Origin of the sequence: Streptomyces sp. NPDC102467 (genome assembly GCF_044765445.1) — a bacterium.
GTDB lineage: Bacteria > Actinomycetota > Actinomycetes > Streptomycetales > Streptomycetaceae > Streptomyces.
The window spans coordinates 1-24,558 of sequence record NZ_JBIWKA010000010.1 but is presented as its reverse complement, the minus strand read 5'-3'; the positions used below and the strand labels follow the sequence as shown (position 1 = coordinate 24,558).

The 24,558-nt window shown below is 68.4% G+C and carries 17 protein-coding genes; 13 read left to right on the top strand and 4 right to left on the bottom strand.

The annotated features are described in order from the left end of the window. Window positions 1-112: 112 nt before the first annotated feature. From ACIREE_RS21480 to ACIREE_RS21465, 4 genes are all read left to right on the top strand, one after another. Window positions 113-1,564 (top strand): hypothetical protein, encoded by a 1,452-nt coding sequence (locus ACIREE_RS21480; protein ID WP_404154342.1) that lies wholly within the window; start codon window positions 113-115, stop codon window positions 1,562-1,564. A 362-nt stretch (window positions 1,565-1,926) separates the two neighbouring features. Beyond that, on the top strand, window positions 1,927-2,715 hold the full coding sequence (locus tag ACIREE_RS21475; protein ID WP_404154340.1) for a serine/threonine protein kinase: 789 nt from the start codon (window positions 1,927-1,929) through the stop codon (window positions 2,713-2,715). A gap of 39 nt (window positions 2,716-2,754) precedes the next feature. After that, window positions 2,755-4,962 (top strand): protein kinase, encoded by a 2,208-nt coding sequence (locus tag ACIREE_RS21470; protein WP_404154337.1) that lies wholly within the window; start codon window positions 2,755-2,757, stop codon window positions 4,960-4,962. A gap of 85 nt (window positions 4,963-5,047) precedes the next feature. Continuing rightward, window positions 5,048-7,141: a protein kinase gene (locus ACIREE_RS21465; RefSeq protein WP_404154334.1), complete on the top strand. Its 2,094-nt coding sequence runs from the start codon at window positions 5,048-5,050 to the stop codon at window positions 7,139-7,141. 108 nt (window positions 7,142-7,249) lie between these two features. Here the strand turns inward: ACIREE_RS21465 and ACIREE_RS21460 are convergent, their stop codons facing one another. Beyond that, window positions 7,250-7,585: a DUF397 domain-containing protein gene (locus ACIREE_RS21460; protein WP_404154331.1), complete on the bottom strand. Its 336-nt coding sequence runs from the start codon at window positions 7,583-7,585 to the stop codon at window positions 7,250-7,252. A 193-nt stretch (window positions 7,586-7,778) separates the two neighbouring features. Further along, window positions 7,779-11,744: a type VII secretion protein EccCa gene (gene eccCa / locus ACIREE_RS21455; RefSeq protein WP_404154328.1), complete on the bottom strand. Its 3,966-nt coding sequence runs from the start codon at window positions 11,742-11,744 to the stop codon at window positions 7,779-7,781. 370 nt (window positions 11,745-12,114) lie between these two features. Between eccCa and eccD the strand changes: the two genes are divergently transcribed. The 6 genes from eccD to ACIREE_RS21425 all read left to right on the top strand — a co-directional run bounded on the left by eccD (window position 12,115) and on the right by ACIREE_RS21425 (window position 19,271). After that, on the top strand, window positions 12,115-13,632 hold the full coding sequence (eccD, locus tag ACIREE_RS21450) for a type VII secretion integral membrane protein EccD (protein WP_404154325.1): 1,518 nt from the start codon (window positions 12,115-12,117) through the stop codon (window positions 13,630-13,632). A 227-nt stretch (window positions 13,633-13,859) separates the two neighbouring features. Beyond that, on the top strand, window positions 13,860-14,147 hold the full coding sequence (rpsO, locus tag ACIREE_RS21445; protein WP_404154322.1) for a 30S ribosomal protein S15: 288 nt from the start codon (window positions 13,860-13,862) through the stop codon (window positions 14,145-14,147). A 283-nt stretch (window positions 14,148-14,430) separates the two neighbouring features. Then, a complete protein-coding gene (locus tag ACIREE_RS21440) occupies window positions 14,431-16,647 on the top strand; it encodes a polyribonucleotide nucleotidyltransferase (protein ID WP_404154320.1) in 2,217 nt (738 codons plus the stop codon). Beyond that, on the top strand, window positions 16,644-18,023 hold the full coding sequence (locus tag ACIREE_RS21435; protein ID WP_404154317.1) for a M16 family metallopeptidase: 1,380 nt from the start codon (window positions 16,644-16,646) through the stop codon (window positions 18,021-18,023). The genes ACIREE_RS21440 and ACIREE_RS21435 overlap by 4 nt, the downstream gene beginning before the upstream one ends. A 30-nt stretch (window positions 18,024-18,053) precedes the next feature. Next, entirely contained in the window at window positions 18,054-18,809 is a 756-nt protein-coding gene (dapB, locus tag ACIREE_RS21430) for a 4-hydroxy-tetrahydrodipicolinate reductase (protein ID WP_404154314.1), read from the top strand. A 9-nt stretch (window positions 18,810-18,818) separates the two neighbouring features. Then, window positions 18,819-19,271: a hypothetical protein gene (locus ACIREE_RS21425; protein ID WP_404154311.1), complete on the top strand. Its 453-nt coding sequence runs from the start codon at window positions 18,819-18,821 to the stop codon at window positions 19,269-19,271. Between the two features lie 63 nt (window positions 19,272-19,334). Here the strand turns inward: ACIREE_RS21425 and ACIREE_RS21420 are convergent, their stop codons facing one another. Both ACIREE_RS21420 and ACIREE_RS21415 read right to left on the bottom strand, forming a co-directional pair. Further along, complete coding sequence (locus ACIREE_RS21420) at window positions 19,335-19,889, bottom strand: hypothetical protein (RefSeq protein WP_404154307.1); 555 nt, start codon at window positions 19,887-19,889, stop codon at window positions 19,335-19,337. A gap of 104 nt (window positions 19,890-19,993) precedes the next feature. Beyond that, on the bottom strand, window positions 19,994-20,233 hold the full coding sequence (locus ACIREE_RS21415) for a hypothetical protein (RefSeq protein WP_404154303.1): 240 nt from the start codon (window positions 20,231-20,233) through the stop codon (window positions 19,994-19,996). 214 nt (window positions 20,234-20,447) lie between these two features. Here ACIREE_RS21415 and thyX point away from each other — a divergent pair, with 214 nt between their 5' ends. The 3 genes from thyX (at window position 20,448) to ACIREE_RS21400 (ending at window position 24,144) form a co-directional block, all read left to right on the top strand. Further along, window positions 20,448-21,188 carry an FAD-dependent thymidylate synthase gene (thyX, locus tag ACIREE_RS21410; RefSeq protein ID WP_404154300.1) on the top strand — a complete coding sequence of 247 codons (741 nt, stop codon included), beginning with the start codon at window positions 20,448-20,450 and terminating at the stop codon, window positions 21,186-21,188. A 230-nt stretch (window positions 21,189-21,418) separates the two neighbouring features. Next, window positions 21,419-22,318 carry a 4-hydroxy-tetrahydrodipicolinate synthase gene (gene dapA, locus ACIREE_RS21405; RefSeq protein WP_404154297.1) on the top strand — a complete coding sequence of 300 codons (900 nt, stop codon included), beginning with the start codon at window positions 21,419-21,421 and terminating at the stop codon, window positions 22,316-22,318. A 140-nt stretch (window positions 22,319-22,458) separates the two neighbouring features. Next, a complete protein-coding gene (locus tag ACIREE_RS21400) occupies window positions 22,459-24,144 on the top strand; it encodes a ribonuclease J (protein WP_404154295.1) in 1,686 nt (561 codons plus the stop codon). Window positions 24,145-24,558: the final 414 nt, after the last annotated feature.

Below are 24,558 nucleotides of genomic sequence, written 5' to 3'. Positions count from 1 at the left end.
AGGCAGTTGTAGGGGAACTCAGGTGGGCGCGCGCGGGAGGCGCCCACCTTCTCTTTTTGGAATTTCGGGTGAGTCGGCTGTTGGCTGACGACTGAGGAAGGCGCAGATCGCCATGACGTTCGGGCCGCCGCCCTCTGAGTTCACCCAGTCGCGGCAAGAAGCACGGGGGCGAGGTCGCCGCCGGTCCTACGTACTTGCCGCAGTCTTCGTGGGGATCGTGGCCTTGCTTGTCGGCGGCTGGGTCCTCTGGCCCAAGGTGTCGAACTCTTCGGCCGAGGTAGAAAAGAAGACGACGCCAGCTTCTGCAGGGGATGACATCAGGGAGAGCGTGGAAGCGCGTCCCAAAGGTGGGGTGGGGCATCTTGAGGCCACGATGATGGCTCGAGGTGTGGCGCCGGGGAAGGAGCAGCCCACTCTAGGTACATGGGCTACCAAGAAAACCCTGGTCAACGGAAAGGGCGCTTCCCTTGTTGCCGTCAAGGTCGGCACAGCTGAAGAGGACGCGTGGACTCTCCAGCTTCCCGGGGACATATGTGCGGCGTCGCCCTATGTGACCGTTGATGGTCGTACGGCTGTCGCCTATAAGGGCGGCAAGGACGAGGATGCCTGTGATCACCTGGTGATGTTCAACCTCGACACCGGAAAGAAGCTTTGGGACGTCCCCATTCCGTGGAAAGCGTCTACCTTCGACGAGCCTACACATATCACTATGACCCGTGGTGTGGTTGTCGCGACGTGGTGGGAAGGCACCGCGGGCGTCGATATGCAGTCCGGGAAGATGCTCTGGGAGCGTGGCCGGACGAATCAGTGTAATGACGCTCAAGTCCAGGGTGGTAAGGCGCTTGTTGTGAGTTATATTTGCGCCCTCAGTGATGATTATAAAGATATTCGGTATCAAGTTCAGAAGTTGGATCCGCGTTCCGGTCGAATCGATTGGATCTATCACGCGGCTCGACACGTCTACATGAACATCGTGTCGAGTGAACCCGTCGTTGTGGCAGTCGAGGCAGGGGAAGCCGAGGTCACGGACCTGCTCTCGCTCGATGACCAAGGAAAGCTCCGCGCGACCATCCGTATGGACGGGGACCACTACCAGGTGAGGTGCGACCCCGATCGGGGCAATGGCTGTGCCGGCGCCATTGTCACGGACGACCAGGTGTTCGTCGTAAGTGGTGCCGTGAGTGAAACTCTCGGTAATGATACGAATTGGCTCGTCGGTTTTGATCTTTCAACTGGTAAGTCCGGTGTGAAATTCGACGCGGGGCCCAACCAGCAGCTGCATCCGATTCGTATGAGCGGTGGCCGGATTCTCGCCGCCAAGGAGGGAACGGATGAGGTGGCCCCTAATACGCTCGTGGAGTTGGATCCTGCCACTGGCAGGGAGCGTTCGTACTTCAGCTTCACCCTTCCCCCAGGCGTCACCAGTGGGGCAGGGGGTAACACGACTACGGTTACGGTCGAGGATGGAAGGATCTTCTTCGGTAATTCGGTCGTCATGGGAAGCGGTAAGAAGAGTCTGCCTGATGCGCAGTGGATCGCCGTGGGGATCGGCAGAGCGGACTGACTTGCCGTGGAGGGCCTGAGGTCGCTCCGATCACCGTGGAGCCGTACGCCCTTCGCGCGGTCGTTGTCGACGTGCGGATGCTCAGTATCCGGTGGCACGCCCCCTCAGCCCCTCTAGTAGGCTCGCGCCGCTTGCGCTGAACCAGGGGGAGTTTGTTGCACGTGCAGAGGTCGGAAAGCGGTGTCGGGGCGGGGGGACGTGCTCAGCGCGTGGGGCCGTACGCGCTCCTCACACCGCTCGACCGCGCGAACGGTGGAGCCGGCAGCCCGCCTCCGGCAGCCCGCTACATCGCCCGAACCCCCGATGGGGACCGCACGGTTCTCCTCAGTACTCCTCTTCCTGGTGCAGACCCTGCCCGCTTCATGGCAGAGGCCGACGCCTCCCGCTACCTGGTGGGGAGTTGGGTGCTGCCCGCTGTAGAGCTTGCTCCGCCGGGGCAAGGGGCGTGGCACGCCAGCTCTTACCTTCCCGTGCTGCCTCTGCCCGTCGCGCTCGCCGTCAACGGCGGCCCATTGCCCGAGCGAACCGTGCGGGCCCTGGGTCTCGCCCTCGCCGAGACGCTCTCCGTGATCCACGGGCAGAACCTCACCCACGCCGGGGTGTCGCCTGCCGCCGTGCTCGTGGCACACGACGGACCCCGGCTCACCGGATTCGGTGCCGTACGAGTTGCGGCACCCGACGGGGCTGTGCGGCACGGTCTGCCAGGGGTCGACCTCAGCGCGCTCGCGCCGGAGCAGGCCCAGGGCGGGATGCCCCGGCCGCTCGGAGACGTGTACGCGCTGGGTGCGACCTTGGCGTACGCCGCGACCGGCAGTACGGCCCCCGAGCGGGACGAGTTGCCGCCGTGGCTGCGGTCCGTCGTCGGGCGGTGTATGTCACGCGACCCCGTACATCGGCCCCAACTGGCCGACTTGGCGAGCGAGTTGCTGGCTGCTGGTGGCGCTGCCGCGCAGTCGCAGGGATTCGGTGCCCCGGACCGCGCCTCATCCCTCCTCGGCCCTGGATGGCTGCCCGCCCGAATCGTCGCCGCCCTCGCGCACCAGGCGGCCTCAGTTCTCGCGGCGGAGACGCCCGTCGAGCCGGAGCCGATGCCTGCGGCCTCGTACGGCATGGCGGCGCACGCGCCGTACCCCGGCCCCCACACCCACTGAACCGGCACACCGGACGGACCAGACGGACACGACGCTGCTATGCCAACACCTCTCACCCACGACGACCCCGCCGTTCTCGGCCCGTTCCGCCTGATCGCGAGACTCGGCAGCGGTGGCATGGGCACCGTGTACGTCGCCCGCAGTGCGGGCGGCCGTACCGTCGCGCTCAAGACGATGCACCCCGGGATCGCCGAGGACCCTGCGGCCCGGACCCGGTTCCGCCTCGAGGTGGACGCGGCCCGGGTCATCGGTGGGCAGTTCGGGGCCAAGGTCTTCGACGCCGATCCGCTCGCGGTTCCGACGCCCTGGTTCGCCACCGAGTACGTGCTCGGGCCGGCTCTCGACGAGGCCGTCGAGGCGGTCGGGCCGCTGCCCGAAAAGACACTGCGGGCGTTGGGGGCCGCTCTGTGCACGGCACTTCACCAGTTGCATCAGTCCGAAGTCGTTCACCGCGACCTCAAGCCGTCCAACATTCTCGTCACCGCGTACGGCCCGAAGGTCATCGACTTCGGTATCGCCCGGGCCATCGGCGATGAACGGCTGACGCGGGTCGGGGCCGCCGTCGGCACCCCCGCTTTCATGTCGCCGGAGCAGGCCACCGGACAGGAGCACGGGCCGGCGGGGGACGTGTTCGCGCTGGCCGGCGTGCTCGTGTATGCCGCGCGGGGAAGCGGGCCGTTCGGGAGGGGGCAGGCGACCGATCTGTTGTACCGGGTGCGGTACGGGGAGGCGGATCTCGGCGGCGTACCTGACGCCCTGGTTCCTGTTTTGAAGTGGTGTCTGAGCAAGGATCCCGCGCAGCGGCCCACTGTTGGGCAGTTGGCCAGCCAACTGCATGATGGAAAAGGCGAGTTCGTCGACCAGCTTCCGCACGGCCTGCTCGGTGAGATCGGACGGCGGTCAGCCGACGTATGGCAGATCGTGCCGCAGCGGTTGCCCGCACCCGTGGGGCCCTCACTCCCCGAGACCGCGGTGGGCTCGGCGCGAGCAGTGTCGCGCCGAGGACTTCTCGCTGTCGGCGGGGTGTTGACGGCGGGTGCGGCCACCGGGGGCGGTGTGTGGTGGTCGCGTGGGAGAGGCCCCGAGGGAGGCGGCGGGAGCGTTGCGAGTGACGACAGCCCCTCCAGTACGCGGAACCTCGATCCGACGTGGAATGCGGCCGGCAGGTCCAACGCGGCCGAGTACGGGCTCGTCCTGCCACGCTTCGTGAAGGATCTGGTGATCATTTCGTTGGCCGGTGCCAGCGATGGGATCGTGGCCGTCAGCGGCAAGGGCAGCTGGACTGCCACGACGTTCGAGTCCGGGTGGGCGGTCGCGGTGGATGACGACAAGTTGTACCGCCTCACAGCGAAGCTCGGGGACGCCGAGCTGGATCCGCACGGGCCCGTTGCCCTGCAAGTCGTCGACGTGGCGAGCGGACAGACGTCCAGGACCGTGGCACGGTTCTCCGCCACCAACGACCAGTTGCTGCCCTCTCAAATACTCGCTGTGAACGCGGGAGTTGCCTACCTCGTGGTAGGGGTGGGGAAGGCGAGCCCTCTCGGCTTTCTCGCGTCCCAGACCTGGACGTTGCGCGCCGTCGATTGCGCATCCGGGCGGACCCTGTGGACGAAGCCGCTGCCGCGACGTGAGGACGACAGCACACGGCTGCACTTCACTTCTGCGACGGTCGTCGGCGACCTGCTGGTGACGTACCAGGAGACCAAGGAGTGGGAACCGCGTCTCGTCGTGCGGAGCACGAAAACAGGCGGGGTGGTCTGGGACGTCGCGGGCGATGCTGCCAAACCCAACGCGTTGCGTTGCGGACCCGCGGTTGATGGCACGTACGTGTATGTCGGAGGAGAGCGGTTGCGCGCCCTGCGACTGCGCGACGGCCGGGAATCCTGGACATCGCGGAAGGCGACGGGACCGAACTTCGGGCCGCCCATGCTCAAGGACGGGAAGCTGTATGCCGTCGACGGAGGTGCGGGGCTCGCGGTCTTCGCCGCCGCGGATGGCAAGCAGTTGTGGCGGGAGCGCACCACCGACCGTGACAGCGGCGACGGAGCGAGCGCCGACTGGGCGCCGATCGTCGGTAATGAGTATGCGTACTACAAGAACGGCGCCAGGCTGCGTGCCGTCAGCCTGGGCGGACATGGCGTGGCACGGACGTACCGCACGACCGCCGACCAGTTCTTTGCGGCTCCGGCAGGCAATGCGATCGTGGGCGTCACCGAGGCCTACGTCTATGGGTTCCCGATGAGTTGATCACGCTTGCCGTCGTCGACTCGTCGACTCGTCGACTCGTCGCCCTTCGCCCCCTGCCCAGTACTTGCCTGGAGAAGACCTGATCATGAAACCCCTTGGCGCCGGAGATCCGCTCCGACTCGGTCCTTACCGCATCCTCGGCGTCCTGGGCGAAGGCGGAATGGGCAAGGTATACGTCGGGCAGGACAGCGCCGCGACGCTCGCAGCAGTCAAGGTGCTGCGGCCCGAACTCGCCCACGACACCAATCTCGCGCAGCGTTTCGTGCGCGAGGCACAAGCCGCGCAAGCCGTACGCAGCAAGGGTGTTGCGAACGTGCTCGGCGCGTGGACCGAGGGCGGGCGCCCCTGGATCGCCAGCGAGTTCCTGGCGGGGCTGACGTTGGACCAGGCCGTCGGCGCGTACGGTCCGCTCGACGAGCCGGCGCTGCGGGCTCTCGCGGCCACGCTCGCGAGCACGCTGGCCGACATCCACGCGGCCGGGTTCATCCACCGTGACCTCAAGCCGCCCAACATCGTGCTGACGTCGACCGGCCCGCGCATCATCGACTTCGGCATCGCTCGCCCGGAACACGGCCTGACCCTCACCACGACAGGACAGGTCCCGGTCACCCCGGGGTACGGCGCGCCCGAACAGGTCCTCGGGCAGCGGGTCGCGCCGTCCGCGGACGTGTTCTCGCTGGGTGCGGTGCTGGTCTACGCGGCGGGCGGGCGGCGGGCCTTCGAGGGGAGCCATGTCGCGGCCGTCCAGTACGAAGTGGTGCATGGCGAGCCCCGACTCGATGGTGTACCCGAGCAGGTGCGTCAGCTCATCGTCCCCTGCCTGGCCAAGGACTCCGCATGGCGGCCCACTCCAGCGCAGATCGCTGGTGCCTTCGGACCGCCCAAGAACGCCGAGCGGGCCTGGACGCGTGGCGCGCTCGCTGCGGACATCAAGGAGCGTGAGGGCGCAGCACGCCAGTTGACCACCCAGGTCACGACTCCGGCCGGATCCGAAGGGCTGTCGCGGCGACGGCTTCTGACCGTCCTCGGCACCGGGGCGGCCGTTCTGGCGGCCGGGGGCGGCAGCGCGGCGTGGTGGCTCGGCAGTCGGACCGACAAGGCCGACCCCTTCGACATCCCGCCCGCGGTCAAGCGCCCGACCGCGAAACTCGACACCGTCAACCGGCTCGTCGCCTTTTCTGGCCCGAAGTCCCTATGGGCGGAGGACGACGTGGACACCGACTCTCCCCGACTGCTTCCGGTACGCGACGTCCTCGTCTTCGGCAAGGTCGACGCGGGCATCGTCGCGTACGACGTCGTGCGCGGCATACAGCGATGGGGAGCCCCGCACATGCGGGTCAAGAGCAGTTACCTCTCCCTGTCCGACCGGCTGGTCGCGGCGGCCGACGGCGAAGGCGTCCTGCACACCTTTGTCCCGTCCACGGGTGAGGCCAAATGGAGCTGCAAGGCTGCGGAGGCGGAGTTGCTGCTCGCCGCCGACGACACGGCCGTGTACGTGCTGACCAAGGACGGCCGGTTGCGCAGCATTCGCAGATCGGACGCACGGGTGCGTTGGACAGCGAATCTCCCCAAGGAGATCGTCAACGGCAAAGTGCGTGCCCGGCCCGGTATCGGGAGCGGGCGGCTCGTACTGACGACAGAGGACAGCCACGTCTGCGCAGTGCGCACCTCCGACGGACGCAAGGTCTGGACCCACACCAGCCCGGAGTCGGCGAACGTTTTTCCGGCCGTGTACGGCGACACCGTGTACGTCAACGGCAAGACCCTGGACGCGAAGCGTCTCAGCGACGGAAAGACGCTGTGGAGCGCAAAACTGTACGACTGGGAAACCAACTGGCAGGAGTGGGGGCCGCCGGACGCCACCGCCGACGCGATCTACGTCAACGCGGGCATCTACACGCGCTGCCTCGACCCGAAAGGGGGCGCCGAGCGCTGGTCGACCTCACTGAGCGTCTCGGCCGCGAACCGTGCTGTCAGGCAGGGGAACGGTATCTGGACCGTGGAGGAGTTCGCGGGAGGGAGCGCCCGCGGAGTCGTCCTGCGCACCGTGTACGAGGACAGCGGCAAGAACGCGTGGACCTACTCCTTCGACTACACCCAGAGGCACACCCTGATCGGGGATGGGAACCGCTTCTTCATCCAGAACGCCGACACAGTTCACGCCTTGTCCGTCTTCTGATCGAACGGCTCTTCCTGGTCCGCCGTATGCGTTGAGAGGGGCGTTCCCACAGGGTGGAGACGCCCTGAAACCCGTCTGCGCTCTCGAGGCTGATGACCAAGGCTCCGACTACGTGTCCGCAAGCCCCCCATTATGCGGCGCAGGCTCCAAATCGAACTCCCCATCCCTGGCCCCCAGCACAAACGCCGTCCACTCCGCCTCCGTATACCGAAGGACCGTCTCCGGCTCCAGAGACGACCGCATGGCCACCGCGCCGTCCGGCAGATACGCGATCTCGACCCGCTCCTCGTGCTGCTCCGTGCCGGGGGCGCTGTGCCACTCCACGCCGGAGATGTCGAGCGCGTACAGCTCGTTCTTCTCGCGCTCCTTGCGGGCCGTGATCTCCTCGGGGGTCTCGGGCGGGCGAGACTCCCGCGCGGTGTGCTGCTCCTGTGCATCCGCCATGGTGAGCGGCCCCTTCCGGACGTACGAACTGCCTGTTCGGCCACCCTACTTGGCGCGGGCCCACCGACTCGTGGATCCCGCGGGAAAGCCCCCGTAGGCAGTACGAACATGCATGAGGAACAAGCAGCGCGAAGGGGGCCGCACTCCCCAGAGTGCGGCCCCCTTCAACAGCCCCGCCGATCGCGACCCGCCCCTACTCCTCCAACCCGACCTGCACCAACGGCTTCCCCCGCTTGCGCGACACGAAGACGCCCCGACCCGCCGGCATCGGCCGCGGCCGCACCCCGCCGAGCAGGTCGCCCTCGTTCGGGTCGCCGGCCAGCACCACGCCCTGTGCGCCGAGTTCCTTGATGCGCTGCATGAAGGCCTCGTATCCGGCGCGGCCCGAGCCGGCGGTGGAGCGGGCGATGATGAAGCGGACGCCGACGTCGCGGGCGAACGGCAGCAGTTCGGTCAGGCCCGAGAGCGGGTTGCCGCTGGACGTCGACACCAGGTCGTAGTCGTCGATGACCACGTAGACCGTCGGGCCGCGCCACCAACTGCGGTCACGCAGCTGCTGAGCCGTCACGTCTGCGGTCGGCGTGCGCCGCTGCATCAGATCGACCAGCGCGTCCATGTGGTGCGACATCTGGTTCGACATCGGGATGTACTCGGCCAGGTGCGAGGCCGGGGTGACATCGAGGAGCGAGCGCCGGTTGTCGACCACGAACAGCTTGCAGCTGTCGCCGCTGTAGCGCTGCGTGAGCTGTCGGATGAGCAGCTTCAGCAGGTTCGACTTGCCGGACTCGCTCTCGCCGAAGATCAGGAAGAACGGGTCCTGGTCGAAGTCGACGAAGACCGGCTCGAGGTTGTCCTCGTCGAGCGCGAAGGAGACGCCGCGCTCCGGGAACCGGTCGCCCGGCGGCAGCTGGCGCGCGGGGAACTCGCGCGGCAGGAGCCGGACTTCGGGGGCGCCGGGCTGCGTCCAGTGCCGGGTGACCTCCGTGGCGAGCGCCGACGTGGCCTCGGCCAGGTCGGTGTCCGAAGAGAGGCCGTCGATGCGCGGGACCGCCGCCATGAAGTGCTGCTTCTGCGGGGTCTGGCCGCGACCTGGCACGCCCGTCGGGACGTTGGCCGCGATCTTGCGGTCGAACTCGGAGTCCATCGTGTCGCCGAGCCGCAGTTCCAGGCGGTTCATGAGGTGGTCCTTCATGTTCGCCCGGACCTCCATGGACCGCGACGCCGTCAGGACCACGTGGATGCCGTAACCGAGGCCGCGGGCCGCGATGTCCAGGACGAACGGCTCCAACGCCTCGTAGTCCGTACGGAAGTTGCCCCAGCCGTCGATGACGAGGAACACGTCGCCCCACGGCTGGTCGGTCATCGAGATGTCGCCCCGCGCGCGGCGGTTGCGGAAGTCGGCGATCGAGGCGATGCCCGCCGTACGGAAGTACTCCTCGCGACGCGTCAGCACGCCGTAGACCTCGGCGGCCGTACGGCGCACCTTCTCGGGGTCCAGGCGCGAGGCCACGCCACCCACGTGCGGCAGGCCGGCCACGGCCGCCATACCGCCACCACCGAAGTCGAGCCCGTAGAACTGCACTTCCTGCGGCGTGTGCGTCAGCGCGAACGACGCGATGAGCGAGCGCAGCAGCGTCGACTTGCCGGACTGCGGACCACCGAGGATCTGCATGTGGCCCGCCGCGCCGCCGAAGTCGATCCACAGCGGGTCGCGCCGCTGCTCGTACGGCTTGTCGACGAGGCCGACGGGAACGACCAGGCGTCCGGCGCCTTCGTAGCCGGGCTGTGTGAGACCGCGGCCCTGTACGGGCGTGAGGCCGGGCAGCAGCGAGTCGAGCGACGGCGGGCTGTCCAGCGGCGGCAGCCACACCTGGTGCGCCGCGGGACCCTGCGCCTCCAGGCGCCGCACGATCACGTCGAGCACGGTGTCGGCGAGCGCGTCGTCCTTGTCGTCGCGCGGTGCCTCCTCGCGCTGCTGCGGCACCGGGATGTACTGCACGGGCACCTCGGCCGCCGTGAACAGCGCCGGCCGCCGGTCCACCGGAAGCGATCCGCTGGGGGTCGCGACCTGCGCCGAACCGGTGCGGTACACCCCCGACACGTATGCGGCCTTGAACCGCACCATCTCGTCGGTGCCGAACTTCAGGAAGCCGGAACCCGGCACGTTCGGCAGCTCGTACGCGTCCGGGACGCCGAGGGCGGCACGGGACTCGGCGGCGGAGAAGGTCCGCAGACCGACCCGGTAGGAAAGGTATGTCTCCAGGCCGCGCAGGCGGCCCTCCTCAAGGCGCTGCGAGGCGAGCAGCAGGTGCACGCCGAGCGATCGGCCGATGCGGCCGATCTGCACGAACATCTCGATGAAGTCCGGCTTCGCCGTCAACAGCTCACTGAACTCGTCGATCACCAGGACGAGCGAAGGGATCGGCTGCAGCGGCGCACCGGCCGCGCGCGCCTTCTCGTAGTCGTGGATGTTCGCGTAGTTGCCCGCGTCGCGGAGCATCTCCTGGCGGCGGTTGAGCTCACCGCGGATCGAGTCACCCATGCGGTCGACGAGGGTGAGGTCGTCCGAGAGGTTCGTGATCACGGCCGCGACGTGCGGCATCTGGGACATGCCGGCGAACGTGGCACCACCCTTGAAGTCCGCGAGGACGAAGTTCAGCGTCTCGGAGGAGTGCGTCACCGCGAGACCGAGCACCAGGGTGCGCAGCAGCTCCGACTTACCGGAACCGGTGGCGCCCACGCACAGGCCGTGCGGGCCCATGCCTTCCTGTGCGGCTTCCTTCAGGTCGAGCATCACGGGCCGGCCGTCGTCGCCGACACCGATGGGCACGCGCAGGCGCTCGGCCTGCGAGCGCGGGCGCCAGGTGCGCTTGGTGTCGACGGTCGCCGCGTCGCCCAGGTTCATCAGGTCGGTGAACTCGAGGTTGGCGAGCAGCGGCTCGTCGTCGCTGTCGCCGCCCGACGCCATGCGCAGCGGCGCGAGCTGGCGGGCGAGCGCCTCGGCGGCCGCGTACGAGAGCACGTCCGGGGTGCCTTCGTAGACCATGCCGTGCGCCGACTCCAGGCGCAGCACCTTCGGCTGTACGACGACGGAGAGGTCGCCGCGGCCGGCCGCGAGGTCGCCGGGCACGACCTCCAGGACCGTCACGCCTTGCAGACCTTCAGGGCTGGCCAACAGCGACGTAGGAGGCAGGGAGACACCGTCGAGGACGACCACCAGGTGCGGCTGCTCGGGCACGGGCGCGCCGCCGGGGTGGAAGCGCGGCCGTCCTTCGAGACGGGTGCCGAGCAGTTCCTCCAGCTCGTCGGGGACGGTCGTGATGAGGCGGCGGCTGCCCGCGCCGTCGGAGAGCCCCGGCACCTGGTTGTGGGGGAGCCACTTCGCCCACTCCCATTCCGGTGCGGTCTGGCGCCCGGCGGCAACGGCGACGACGAGGTCCTCGGGGGAGTGCATCGAGGCGAGGGAGGCGACCAGGGCGCGGGCGGAGCCGCGCACGGTCGTCGGCTCGCCGCTCACGGACACGTGGTAGAAGGCCCGCAGCGACACCGCCATCGGTAGTTCCTCGAGCGTGCTGTGCGTGGCGAGGAAGCGCTGCATCGCGCCTGCCGTCAGCGGTTCCAACTCGTCGACAGGGGCGGTCTGCGGCGGCACCAGGGGAGTGGCCAGACCTTGTGGGCCGAGGCCCACCCGTACCTGCCCGAAGTCCTCGTCACCGGTGCGCCGCTCCCATACGCGGCTGCCCTCGGCGACCAGCGCCCACAGTTGCTCGGGCGAAGGGTGCAGGTAGTACTGCGCGTCGCGCTGCTTGCGGGCCGTGCCCAGGGCCTCGCGCCGCGTCTGCGACAGATAGCGCAGGTAGTCGCGGCGCATGTCCGCCATCTGCCCCTGGTTGCCCTTGCGGTAGCGGGCGAGCATCGCGATACCCATCGCGATCGTGGACGCCACCATGACCATGCCCATGATCTTCATGAAGGGCTGGGCCTGCGGGTTGAAGAAGAACACGACTGAGCCGCCCATGCCGAGCATGGGGAGGATCTGCATCAGCGCGCCCTCTTGCTGCCCGCGCGGAAGCTCCGGCGGCGGCTGCAGCACCACCTCTTCCGTGGGCACCTCGGACGGCAGTGCCCGAGGTGGGCGCTTGACGACGATGTGGCTCACTCTGCACCAATTCCCTTGCCGGACCGAGCTGTTCCGTCCGCCGCCCCGTGTCAGGCGGACGTCGATCGCGGTTCGCGATCCTACTGACAACCACTGACACGGGCGGGCGGTAGGGTGCCGGTGGTGCGCGTGAGCAGTTGCGAATCCGCCCGGGAAAATGGGGCAATCCGCACGGTTCGGATCGTGTGCCGCCCCCGGATTCCGGGCCGGACGGCGCGTGTGACCGGCCCCGCGGGACGCGGGGCGCAACGTACACAGGATCTTTACAGACGGACGGGCTCGGTACCGCACCGCGCCCGTCCCCGCACGACCGAGTTTTTCGGAAGAGCCTCGCAAGAGTCTTCGCAAAAAGGGGGAACAGCAGGTGAGCATGACGGCCTCCGCGCCGACCGGCCGAGCCGGCGGAACGGGCACCCAAGCCCCTGCCGTGGCGAGCACGGGTCTCGGCTTCTGCCGCGTCACCATCGTGGCGCCCGACAGCCGCATCGACGTGGCGCTGCCCGACGACGTACCGGTCGCCGACCTGTACCCCGAGATCCTGCGGCTCTCCCAGCAGAGCCCGGCCGAGGGCGCCCCCGTCGGCTACCACCTCGTACGCCGTGACGGCACGGTCCTCGACAGCGCCCGCTCGTTCGCCGCGCAGCGCATCCTGGACGGCGAGCTGCTCACACTGCGCCCGTTCTCCGAGTCGCTGCCGCCCGCGGTCTTCGACGACGTCTCCGAGGCCGTGGCCTCCGCCGTCACCAAGGACCGCACCCTGTGGAGCGGCGACCTCACGCGCGCGGCGGGCCTGGTGGCCGGCGGCATCCTGCCCGCCCTGATCGCCTTCGTGGCCTGGAACTCCCAGATCCGCCACGACATGCACAGCCTCCAGGGCATCCTCGCCGGCGTCGCCGGTCTCCTCCTGATCACCCTGGCGTGCGTACGCGGGCGGGTCTACGGCGACCGCGGCTCGGCGGTCGCGCTCGGTCTCGGCGCCCTGCCGAACATCGCGGTGGCGGGTTCGGGACTGCTGCCGCTCTCCGCGGGCCAGGGCATCGGCCGCCTCCAGTTCCTGCTCGCCTGCGCGGCGGTCCTGATCGTCTCCGTAGTCCTCACGCTGGTGTCGCCCGGCGGTGACGGCCCCTTCGTGGCGTTCGTCTTCGCCTCCCTGATCGGGCTGCTGACCACCTTCATCGCGCTCCTCACGCATCTGAAGCCCATCGAGACGGCCGCCATCTGCGCGCCGCTCTCCGTATGCGCGCTGGCCTTCCTGCCCGGCCTGTCGATGCGTTTCTCGCGGCTGCCCATCGGCTTCGAACCGCCCAACCAGGCGCGGGCCGGCTACGAGACCGCGAGCGGCCCGGCCGACCCGCACGAGGCCGTCGACGCCGAGCGCGTCGCAGCACAGGCCCGCCGCGGCCACGAACTGCTCGTCGGCCTCGTCGGCGGCTGCGCCCTCGTCTCCGTAGGCGCGTCGATCGTCCTCGGCTTCTCCAGCAACGTATGGGGACAGCTGCTGGCGCTGGCCACCGGCATCGCGATGCTGATGCGCGCCCACCTGTTCCGCTACACCGCACAAGTAGGCGCCACCCTCGCGGCGGGCCTCGCGGCCCTCGTCTTCCTTGGCCTCGGTCTCGCGCTGCACCCCCCGATGGAGTACCTGCACGAAGCCGTGCTCAAGCACGACACCACCGCGCTCGACATCCGTACGGTGTGGATCGCCGCGGCCATCGGTGCGGCGACCGCCCTGGTCACCGCGATCGGCCTGATCACCCCGCGCCGCGGCGTCACCCCCTTCTGGGGCCGCTTCCTGGAGATCGCCGAGACGTTCGTGCTGCTCACCCTGATCCCGCTGGCCCTCGCCGTCTTCGACGTGTACGCGTCGGCACGGGCCATGACCAGCTGAGACAACCGGCTGAGACCGGACGGGCCAGTCGGGGCCGGTCGGATCAGGACCCGGTCGGGGGCGCTCCCGGCGGCTGGTACGCTGTGTGACGGCCGCTTGTGTACGCGCCCCCGCTCCAATCCTGGGGGGCAGCGCCCGGCGGATCCCCGGCTCCGAGTTACGGAAGCTTCCCTGAGATGTAGACCAGGGGCGCTCGGTGGCCACGAAGAACACTACGAGGAGTACGCGTGTCGCTCGACGCCGCTACGAAGAAGCAGCTCATCTCCGAGTTCGGCCAGAAGGAGGGCGACACCGGCTCCCCCGAGGTCCAGGTCGCCATGCTCTCCCGCCGTATCTCGGACCTCACCGAGCACCTCAAGACGCACAAGCACGACCACCACTCGCGTCGTGGTCTGCTGATCCTGGTCGGCCAGCGTCGCCGCCTTCTGCAGTACCTGGCCAAGAAGGACATTCAGCGCTTCCGTGCGCTGGTCGAGCGCCTCGGCATCCGCCGCGGTGCGGCCGGCGCCCGCTAGAACGCCATGAAGGGGAGCGGTTCCCACTCTTGAGGGGGCCGCTCCCTTTGCTGTACGTGCGCATTGTCACAGACGCTTTGTAGTCTGGTGACGTACGAAGAGGAGAAGCGCACCCTCGCCGCCGCCGGTCCTCGGTAGTGGCCCCCGGAGACGTAAGAGGATCACCGGGAGCTTCGATCGAAGACCGGCCCGCATTCACGGCGCGCTTCTCCGCCCGTCCCCCTGCCACACGGGCAGATGCGGACAAAAGACGAAACAGACGAAAGTAATGGAGAAAACGCTAGTGGAGAACGAGACCCACTACGCCGAGGCCGTCATTGACAACGGCTCCTTCGGCACCCGCACCATCCGCTTCGAGACGGGCCGTCTGGCCCGCCAGGCCGCCGGCTCCGCCGTCGCCTACCTCGACGACGACACCATGGTGCTCTCGGCCACCTCGGCCTCGAAGAACCCCAAGGAAAACCTCGACTTCTTCCCCCTCACGGTGGACGTCGAGGAGCGGCAGTACGCCGCGGGCAAGATCCCCGGCAGCTTCTTCCGCCGCGAGGGCCGCCCCTCCGAGGACGCGATCCTCACCTGCCGCCTGATCGACCGCCCGCTGCGCCCGTCCTTCAAGAAGGGCCTTCGCAACGAGATCCAGGTCGTCGCCACGATCATGGCGCTCAACCCCGACCACCTGTACGACGTCGTGGCGATCAACGCCGCGTCCGCGTCCACGCAGCTGGCCGGCCTGCCCTTCTCCGGCCCGGTCGGCGGCGTCCGCGTCGCGCTGATCAACGGCCAGTGGGTCGCGTTCCCGACGCACACCGAGCTCGAGGACGCCGTCTTCGACATGGTGGTCGCCGGCCGCGTCCTCGAGGACGGCGACGTCGCGATCATGATGGTCGAGGCCGAGGCCACCGAGAAGACCATCCAGCTGGTCAAGGGCGGCGCCGAGGCGCCGACCGAGGAGGTCGTGGCCGCCGGTCTCGACGCCTCGAAGCCCTTCATCAAGGTGCTGTGCAAGGCCCAGGCCGACCTCGCCGCGAAGGCCGCGAAGCCGACCGCCGAGTTCCCGATCTTCCTGGACTACCAGGACGACGTGCTCGAGGCCCTGACCGCCGCGGTCAAGACCGAGCTGTCGGCCGCCCTGACCATCCCGGGCAAGCAGGACCGCGAGGCCGAGCTGGACCGCGTCAAGGGTCTGGCCGCCGAGAAGCTGCTCCCGCAGTTCGAGGGCCGCGAGAAGGAAATCTCCGCCGCGTACCGCTCGCTGACCAAGTCCCTGGTCCGTGAGCGCGTCATCAAGGAGAAGACCCGCATCGACGGCCGCGGTGTCACCGACATCCGCACCCTGGCCGCCGAGGTCGAGGCCATCCCGCGCGTGCACGGCTCCGCCCTGTTCGAGCGTGGCGAGACCCAGATCCTGGGCGTCACCACGCTGAACATGCTGCGCATGGAGCAGCAGCTGGACACCCTCTCCCCGGTGACCCGCAAGCGCTACATGCACAACTACAACTTCCCGCCGTACTCCGTCGGTGAGACGGGCCGCGTCGGCTCCCCGAAGCGCCGCGAGATCGGCCACGGCGCGCTCGCCGAGCGCGCGATCGTGCCGGTCCTGCCGACGCGCGAGGAGTTCCCCTACGCGATCCGTCAGGTCTCCGAGGCCCTCGGGTCGAACGGCTCGACGTCCATGGGCTCGGTCTGCGCCTCCACCATGTCGCTGCTGAACGCCGGTGTGCCGCTGAAGGCCCCCGTCGCCGGTATCGCCATGGGCCTGATCTCCCAGGAGATCAAGGGCGAGACGCACTACGTCGCCCTCACCGACATCCTCGGTGCCGAGGACGCCTTCGGTGACATGGACTTCAAGGTCGCCGGCACCAAGGAGTTCGTGACGGCCCTCCAGCTCGACACGAAGCTCGACGGCATCCCGGCCTCCGTCCTGGCCGCCGCCCTCAAGCAGGCCCGTGACGCCCGCCTCCACATCCTCGACGTGATGATGGAAGCGATCGACGTCCCGGACGAGATGTCCCCGAACGCCCCGCGGATCATCACCGTCAAGATCCCCGTGGACAAGATCGGTGAGGTCATCGGCCCCAAGGGCAAGATGATCAACCAGATCCAGGAGGACACCGGCGCCGACATCACGATCGAGGACGACGGCACCATCTACATCGGTGCCGCCCAGGGCTCGCAGGCCGAGGCCGCCCGCGCCACGATCAACGGCATCGCCAACCCGACCATGCCGGAGGTCGGAGAGCGCTACCTGGGTACCGTCGTGAAGACGACGACCTTCGGTGCGTTCATCTCGCTGCTCCCGGGCAAGGACGGTCTGCTGCACATCTCGCAGATCCGCAAGCTCGCCGGTGGCAAGCGTGTGGAGAACGTCGAGGACGTGCTGGGCGTGGGCGCCAAGGTCCAGGTCGAGATCGCCGAGATCGACTCCCGCGGCAAGCTCTCCCTCATCCCCGTGGTCGAGGGCGAAGAGGGCGACGACGCGAAGGACGACACCGACAAGTGACGTCTCGTAGCACCAAGGCGACGGCCCGCACCTCCTCGGAGGCGCGGGCCGTCGCCCGTACCCAAACCCTGATCAAGGGCCACAACGGCATCGGCACGGTACGTAAGACCACGCTCCCGAGCGGGCTGCGCATCGTCACCGAGACCCTGCCCTCCGTCCGCTCGGCGACCTTCGGTATCTGGGCACATGTGGGCTCCCGCGACGAGACGCCGACGCTGAACGGCGCGACGCACTACTTGGAGCACCTCCTCTTCAAGGGCACCTCCCGTAGGAGCGCCCTCGACATCTCCGCCACGATCGACGCGGTCGGTGGCGAGATGAACGCCTTCACGGCGAAGGAGTTCACGTGCTACTACGCGCGCGTGCTCGACACCGATCTGCCGCTGGCCATAGATGTCGTCTGCGACATGCTGACCGGCTCCCTCATCGAGGAGGCGGATGTCGACGCGGAGCGCGGCGTGATCCTCGAAGAGATCGCGATGACCGAGGACGACGCGGGCGACGTCGTGCACGACCTGTTCTCGCACACGATGCTCGGTGACACGCCCCTGGGCCGCCCCGTCCTCGGCACGGTCGACACGATCAACGCCCTCGACCGCGGCCAGATCAGCCGCTTCTACAAGAAGCACTACGACCCGACCCACCTGGTCGTCGCCGCCGCGGGCAACGTGGACCACGACAAGGTCGTACGGCAGGTCCGCGCGGCCTTCGAGAGGGCCGGCGCGCTGAGCGGTCCGGCCGCGGCTCCCGTCGGCCCGCGCGCGGGCCGCAAGACGCTGCGCACGGCCGGCCGCATGGAGGTCATCGACCGCAAGACCGAGCAGGCCCACGTCATCCTCGGCATGCCGGGCCTGGCCCGCACCGATGAGCGCCGCTGGGCCATGGGCGTGCTCAACACGGCGCTGGGCGGCGGCATGTCGTCCCGCCTCTTCCAGGAGGTCCGCGAGAAGCGCGGGCTTGCGTACAGCGTGTACTCGTACACCTCGGGCTTCGCGGACTGCGGCCTCTTCGGCGTCTACGCGGGCTGCCGCCCCAGCCAGGTGCACGACGTCCTGAAGATCTGCCGGGACGAGCTCGACCAGGTCGCGCGGGACGGTCTGAGCGACGACGAGATCCGCCGCGCCATCGGCCAGCTGGCCGGTTCCACGGTCCTCGGCCTGGAGGACACGGGCGCGCTGATGAACCGCATCGGTAAGAGCGAGCTGTGCTGGGGCGAGCAGATGTCGGTCGACGACATGCTGGAGTGCATCGCCGCCGTGACCCCGGACGAGGTGCGCGAGGTCGCACGCGACATCCTGGGACAGCGCCCGTCCTTGTCGGTCATCGGCCCGCTCAAGGACAAGCAGGCCGCGCGCCTGCACGAAGTGGTCGCGTAACAGCCCACCTACGTAAGGATCAGGGAAGACATGAGCAAGCTGCGCGTGGCGGTCCTCGGAGCCGGGGGCCGCATCGGCTCCGAGGCCGTACGGGCCGTCGAGGCCGCCGAGGACATGGAGCTGGTCGCGGCCCTCGGTCGCGGCGACAAGCTGGACACCCTCGTCGAGTCGGGCGCCCAGGTCGCGGTCGAACTGACCACGCCCGACTCGGTGCTGGAGAACCTGGAGTTCTGTGTACGCCACGGAATCCACGGAGTCGTCGGCACGACGGGCTGGACCGAGGACCGCCTCGCACAGCTCCAGCAGTGGCTGGCCGCGTCCCCGGGGACGGGCGTGCTCATTGCTCCGAACTTCTCCATCGGCGCGGTCCTGACCATGAAGTTCGCCGAGGTGGCGGCCCCGTACTTCGAGTCCGTCGAGGTCATCGAACTGCACCACCCGAAGAAGGTCGACGCCCCCTCCGGCACGGCTTCCCGTACGGCGCAACTGATCGCCGCGGCACGGCAGAAGGCGGGCAGCGCCCCGCAGCCCGACGCGACGACCACAGCGCTCGACGGAGCCCGCGGCGCGGACGTCGACGGCGTCCCGGTCCACTCGGTGCGGCTGCGTGGCCTCCTCGCCCACCAGGAGGTCCTCCTGGGCGGCGAGGGCGAGACGCTGACCGTCCGCCACGACTCGCTGCACCACAGCAGCTTCATGCCGGGCATCCTGCTGGGCGCCCGCAAGGTCGTGACGGCTCCCGGCCTCACCTTCGGCCTGGAACACTTCCTCGACCTGAACGGCTGAACTGCAGCGATGCGCGCGAAAATCACCTACGCCGTCACGGCCGCCGTCCTGGTCGTCTACTTCGTCCTGGCCGGCGACCGCGGCGTCATGCTGCTCCAGCAGGGCACGTTGCTGACGGTCACCTTCGGCCTGGCCGTACTGATCCTGCCCGTGATCGGCGTGTGGTTCCTCTGGGCGAACACCCAGTTCGTCCGCAAGGCCAACCGTCTCGCCGGACTCCTGGAAGCGGAGGGCGGACTGCCCGTCGACGAGCTGCGCCGCGACCAGTACGGCCGCATCGACCGCGACTCCGCCGACGAGGTCTTCGGCCGGCGCAAGGCCGAGACCGAGGACACCCCGGGCGACTGGCGCTGCTGGTTCCGGCTGGCCGTGGCCTACAAGGACGCACGGGACACCCCGCGCGCGCGGAAGGCGATGCAGCGCGCGATCGCTCTGCAGGAGGGGCGCCCTGTAAGCGCCTGACACAGGTGAAGGGGCCCGCACCGTCATGACGACGGTGCGGGCCCCTTCACACGCCCGTGCGGCTCAGTGCTGGGGCCGGTACTCCTCGGTCCACACCTCGATGCTGTCCGCGGCTCGGTCGAACGCGGTAGACCGGCCGAGGAAGTCTCCGCTCGCGCTGGTGAGCAGCGCCGTCGCTTCCCCCTGCCGATCCCGTCGTACGAGGACCAGGGCCTGCCCCTGCACGGTGCGAGGCAGTCCGAGCCAGCGCACCGGCTGCTGCACCGTGCGCGTGGCCACGACCGTGTTCCAGGGCGCGGTCAGCGTCCTGAAGAAAGAGACATGACGCAGACCGAGGGCGCTCACCCACGTCCCCATGCGCAACAACCGCAGCGAGGCCGCGATGATCAGGACAGCGCACACCCCGCACACACTGGCGGCCGTGGTGTCCCCGGCGACCGCGATGATCACTGCGGCGAACAGCACGTACGACGCCAGGAGCAGCACCAGCGCGGCCGCGCCCACCCGGTACGGGCCCGGGCGGTAGGGGCGGCGCCACTGGTCGCGGTCGTCGAAGGGCAGCGCAGTGTCCGCGGCCTCGTCGAAAGCACGGTCGGCCGTCAGGAAAGGCAGGGGCACGGCGGGTCCTCACTCGATCCACACTGGATGGGGGCTGTGCCCGGTGAGGCTACCCAGGCACGCTCCGGCCTTCCACCTCAGGGGGTCCGGACGAGTGCGACGCTTCAACGCCCGTCGGAGGCCTCGGACTGCTGAACGTGCTGGGTGGACTGATCGGCCGACAGCGCAGGCATCCCGAACAGCAGGGAGCCCACGAGCCCGGCCACGACGGTCAGACCCACCAGCGTGCGACCGGCTACCTGACCTGCGGAGGGACGCGCGCGCTCAGGCGGCGTGACGTTACTGCGGAACTTGTCGGCTTCGGCGATGAAGGCGAACGGTACGGGCTCGCGCCGACGAAACATGGGCGGTGCTTCTCCTCAAGGGGTTCGAACGAAGTGTGTTCATCTACACAGACGAGCGAACGGCCCAAATGGTGCCCACTTTCACCAAATTCACAGAAGTTCGCTCTCGTTCGCGGGGGATCGTCGCGAGAAGCGAGCGAATGACTCGTTGTCAGTGGCGGCCCGTAGAGTGGGCGCCGCCCGACAGAAGTGATGGAAGGAACCCCCCCGAGCCGTGACCGAAACACCTGCCGAAGACCTCAAGCCGACGTTCCGAGGCGACGTCACCGTCGAGCTGGTGAAGCACACCGCGAGCGACTCGGACGTGCTGTTCGCGGCCCGCGTCTCCACGGTGGGCGAGCAGTCTCTGGACGAGATGTCGAAGGACCCCGAGCGTTCCAAGGGCCTCATCAACTACCTGATGCGGGACCGGCACGGCAGCCCCTTCGAGCACAACTCGATGACGTTCTTCATCAGCGCCCCGATCTTCGTCTTCCGCGAGTTCATGCGGCACCGCGTGGGCTGGTCGTACAACGAGGAGTCGGGCCGGTACAGGGAGCTCCAGTCGGTCTTCTACGTCCCTGACGCCGACCGCAAGCTCGTGCAGGAGGGCCGCCCGGGCAAGTACCGGTTCGTCGAGGGCACGCAGGCCCAGCAGGAGCTGACGGGCCGCGCCATGGAGGCCTCCTACCTTCAGGCGTACGAGGCCTACCAGGAGATGCTGGCCGCGGGCGTGGCCCGCGAGGTGGCGCGCGCGGTGCTGCCGGTCGGTCTGTATTCGTCGATGTACGCGACGTGCAACGCGCGCTCGTTGATGCACTTCCTGGGCCTGCGCACCCAGCATGAGCTGGCCAAGGTCCCGTCCTTCCCGCAGCGGGAGATCGAGATGGTCGGCGAAAAGATGGAGGCGGAGTGGGCCAAGCTCATGCCGCTGACGTACGCGGCGTTCAACGCCAACGGACGGGTGGCTCCGTAGCCCTGGACCTGGGCGCCCCTTGATCACTCCACGGTGGGGGCGGCACAGATGTGCGGATGGGCCGCCGAAGTGTCCGTATTGCGGCATTTAAGAAAGTCCGTCTAGCCTGGTCGAACGGACCCGGCACTGCTTGAACCCCCGAGCAGGCAGTGCCGGGCTCCATCTTTGTCGTGACTTGTCGCATCCCCCGAGGGGGGACCCGGTACTGAGCAGCGAGTAGCGTGTTACCCATGGCTCCGACCTCCACTCCGCAGACCCCCTTCGGGAGGGTCCTCACCGCCATGGTCACGCCCTTGACGGCGGACGGCGCACTCGACCTCGACGGCGCGCAGCGACTCGCCGCCCACCTGGTGGACGCAGGCAACGACGGCCTGATCGTCAACGGCACCACGGGCGAGTCCCCGACCACCAGCAACGCGGAGAAAGCGGATCTCGTACGAGCCGTCGTGGAGGCGGTCGGCGACCGCGCCCACGTCATCGCCGGGGTCGGCACGAACGACACGCACCACAGCATCGAGCTCGCCCGCGACGCCCAGCAGGCCGGCGCGCACGGCCTGCTCACGGTCACGCCGTACTACAACAAGCCCCCGCAGGAGGGCCTGCTCCGCCACTTCACGGCGATCGCGGACTCGACCGAACTGCCTGTGATGCTCTACGACATCCCGGGCCGCAGTGGCGTACCGATCAACACGGACACGATCGTGCGGCTCGCCCAGCACCCGCGCATCGTCGCCAACAAGGACGCCAAGGGTGACCTCGGCCGCGCCAGCTGGGCAATAGCCCGCTCCGGCCTCGCCTGGTACTCCGGCGACGACATGCTCAACCTGCCGCTGCTCTCGGTCGGCGCATGCGGCTTCGTCTCGGTCGTCGGCCATGTGGTCGCACCCGAACTGCGCGCGATGCTCGACGCGTACCTGTCGGGCGACGTGCACAAGGCCACGGAGATCCACCAGAAGCTGCTCCCCGTCTTCACCGGCATGTTCCGCACGCAGGGCGTCATCACGACGAAGGCGGCGCTGACCCTGCAGAATCTGCCGGCCGGACCGCTCCGCCTGCCGCTCGTCGAGCTCACCCCTGACGAGACGGCACAGCTCAAGATCGATCTTGCTGCCGGTGGGGTACAGCTCTAACCACAGACTTCGAAAAGCTTCACAACTGAATCAACAGAACATAGGCAACACCGAAGAAACACCAACAACTGCTACTGCACGAACGTCATGCGCGCCACGTGCCTACAGGTACGTGGCGCGCGTGCTTAAGGGAGAGTCTTTTGAGTCATCCGCATCCTGAACTCGGTGCCCCGCCGAAGCTCCCGAAGCGCGGCCTGCGCGTCACGCCGCTCGGCGGCCTCGGTGAGATCGGGCGCAACATGACCGTCTTCGAGTACGAAGGCCGTCTGCTGATCGTCGACTGCGGAGTGCTCTTCCCCGAGGAGGAGCAGCCCGGAATCGACCTGATCCTGCCGGACTTCACGTCCATCAGGGACCGCCTCGACGACATCGAGGGCATCGTCCTGACGCACGGCCACGAGGACCACATCGGCGCTGTCCCCTACCTTCTCCGCGAGAAGCCGGACATTCCGCTGATCGGCTCCAAGCTGACCCTCGCCCTGATCGAGGCGAAGCTCCAGGAGCACCGCATCCGCCCGTACACGCTCGAGGTCTCCGAGGGTGACCGCGAGCGGCTCGGCCCCTTCGACTGCGAGTTCATCGCGGTCAACCACTCCATCCCGGACGCGCTGGCCGTCGCCATCCGCACTCCGGCCGGCATGGTGGTCCACACGGGCGACTTCAAGATGGACCAGCTTCCGCTGGACCGCCGCCTGACGGACCTGCCGACCTTCGCGCGGCTCGGCGAGGAAGGCATCGACCTTCTCCTCACCGACTCGACCAACGCCGAGGTCCCCGGCTTCGTCCCGCCGGAGCGCGACATCTCGAACGTGGTCCGGGGCGTCTTCGCCGGCGCGCAGAAGCGGATCATCGTCGCGTCGTTCGCCAGCCATGTGCACCGCATCCAGCAGATCCTGGACGCCGCGCACGAGTACGGCCGCCGCGTCGCCTTCGTGGGCCGCTCGATGGTCCGCAACATGGGCATCGCCCGTGACCTCGGATACCTGAAGGTCCCGCCGGGCCTGGTCGTAGACGTGAAGACGCTCGACGACCTTCCGGACAGCCAGATCGTCCTGGTCTGCACGGGCTCTCAGGGCGAACCGATGGCGGCCCTGTCCCGGATGGCGAACCGCGACCACCAGATCCGCATCGTCTCCGGTGACACGGTGATCCTGGCGTCGTCGCTGATCCCCGGTAACGAGAACGCGGTCTACCGCGTCATCAACGGCCTGACCCGCTGGGGCGCCCACGTCGTCCACAAGGGCAACGCCAAGGTGCACGTCTCGGGCCACGCGTCCGCGGGCGAGCTCCTGTACTTCTACAACATCTGCAAGCCCAAGAACCTGATGCCGGTCCACGGCGAATGGCGCCACCTGCGCGCCAACGCCGAGCTCGGCGCCCTCACCGGCGTCCCGCACGACCGCATCGTCATCGCCGAGGACGGCGTCGTCGTCGACCTCGTCGAGGGCAAGGCGAAGATCGTGGGCAAGGTCCAGGCCGGTTACGTCTACGTGGACGGCCTCTCCGTCGGTGACGTCCGTGAGCCCGCGCTCAAGGACCGCAGGATCCTCGGGGACGAGGGCATCATCTCGGTCTTCGTGGTGGTGGACTCCAGCACCGGAAAGATCACCAGCGGCCCGAACATCCAGGCACGCGGCTCCGGCATCGAGGACTCGGCGTTCACCGCCGTCGTCCCGAGGATCCAGGAAGTCCTGGAGAAGTCGGCCCAGGACGGTGTCGTCGAGCCTCACCAGTTGCAGCAGCTGATCCGCCGCGTGCTGGGCAAGTGGGTGTCGGACACCTACCGCCGGCGCCCGATGATCCTCCCGGTCGTCGTCGAGGTCTGAGGTCGCGGCAGCAGTACTCAGGAGCGGGGCGCCACGATTTGCATCGGGGCGCCCCGCTCCAGTAGGTTTACGGCTCCGCCCGAGGGGGAACCCCGCGCACTTACCGTGCTCGGACACGTTCCCAAGAGGGTCGGGAAATCCGACTCAGAATCTCTGATAAAGTCGGAACCGCCGGAAAGGAAAACCGCGAAAGCGGAAATCCTGAAAAGCGGAGCAAGACCCCGAGGAAATCGGATCGGAAAGATCTGATAGAGTCGGAAACGCAAGACAGCAAGACCGAAGGGAAGCGCCCGGAGGAAAGCCCCAGAGAATGTTCTGCGGGTGAGTACAAAGGAAGCGTCCGTTCCTTGAGAACTCAACAGCGTGCCAAAAGTCAACGCCAGATATGTTGATTACCCCGTCTCCGGCCGTCAT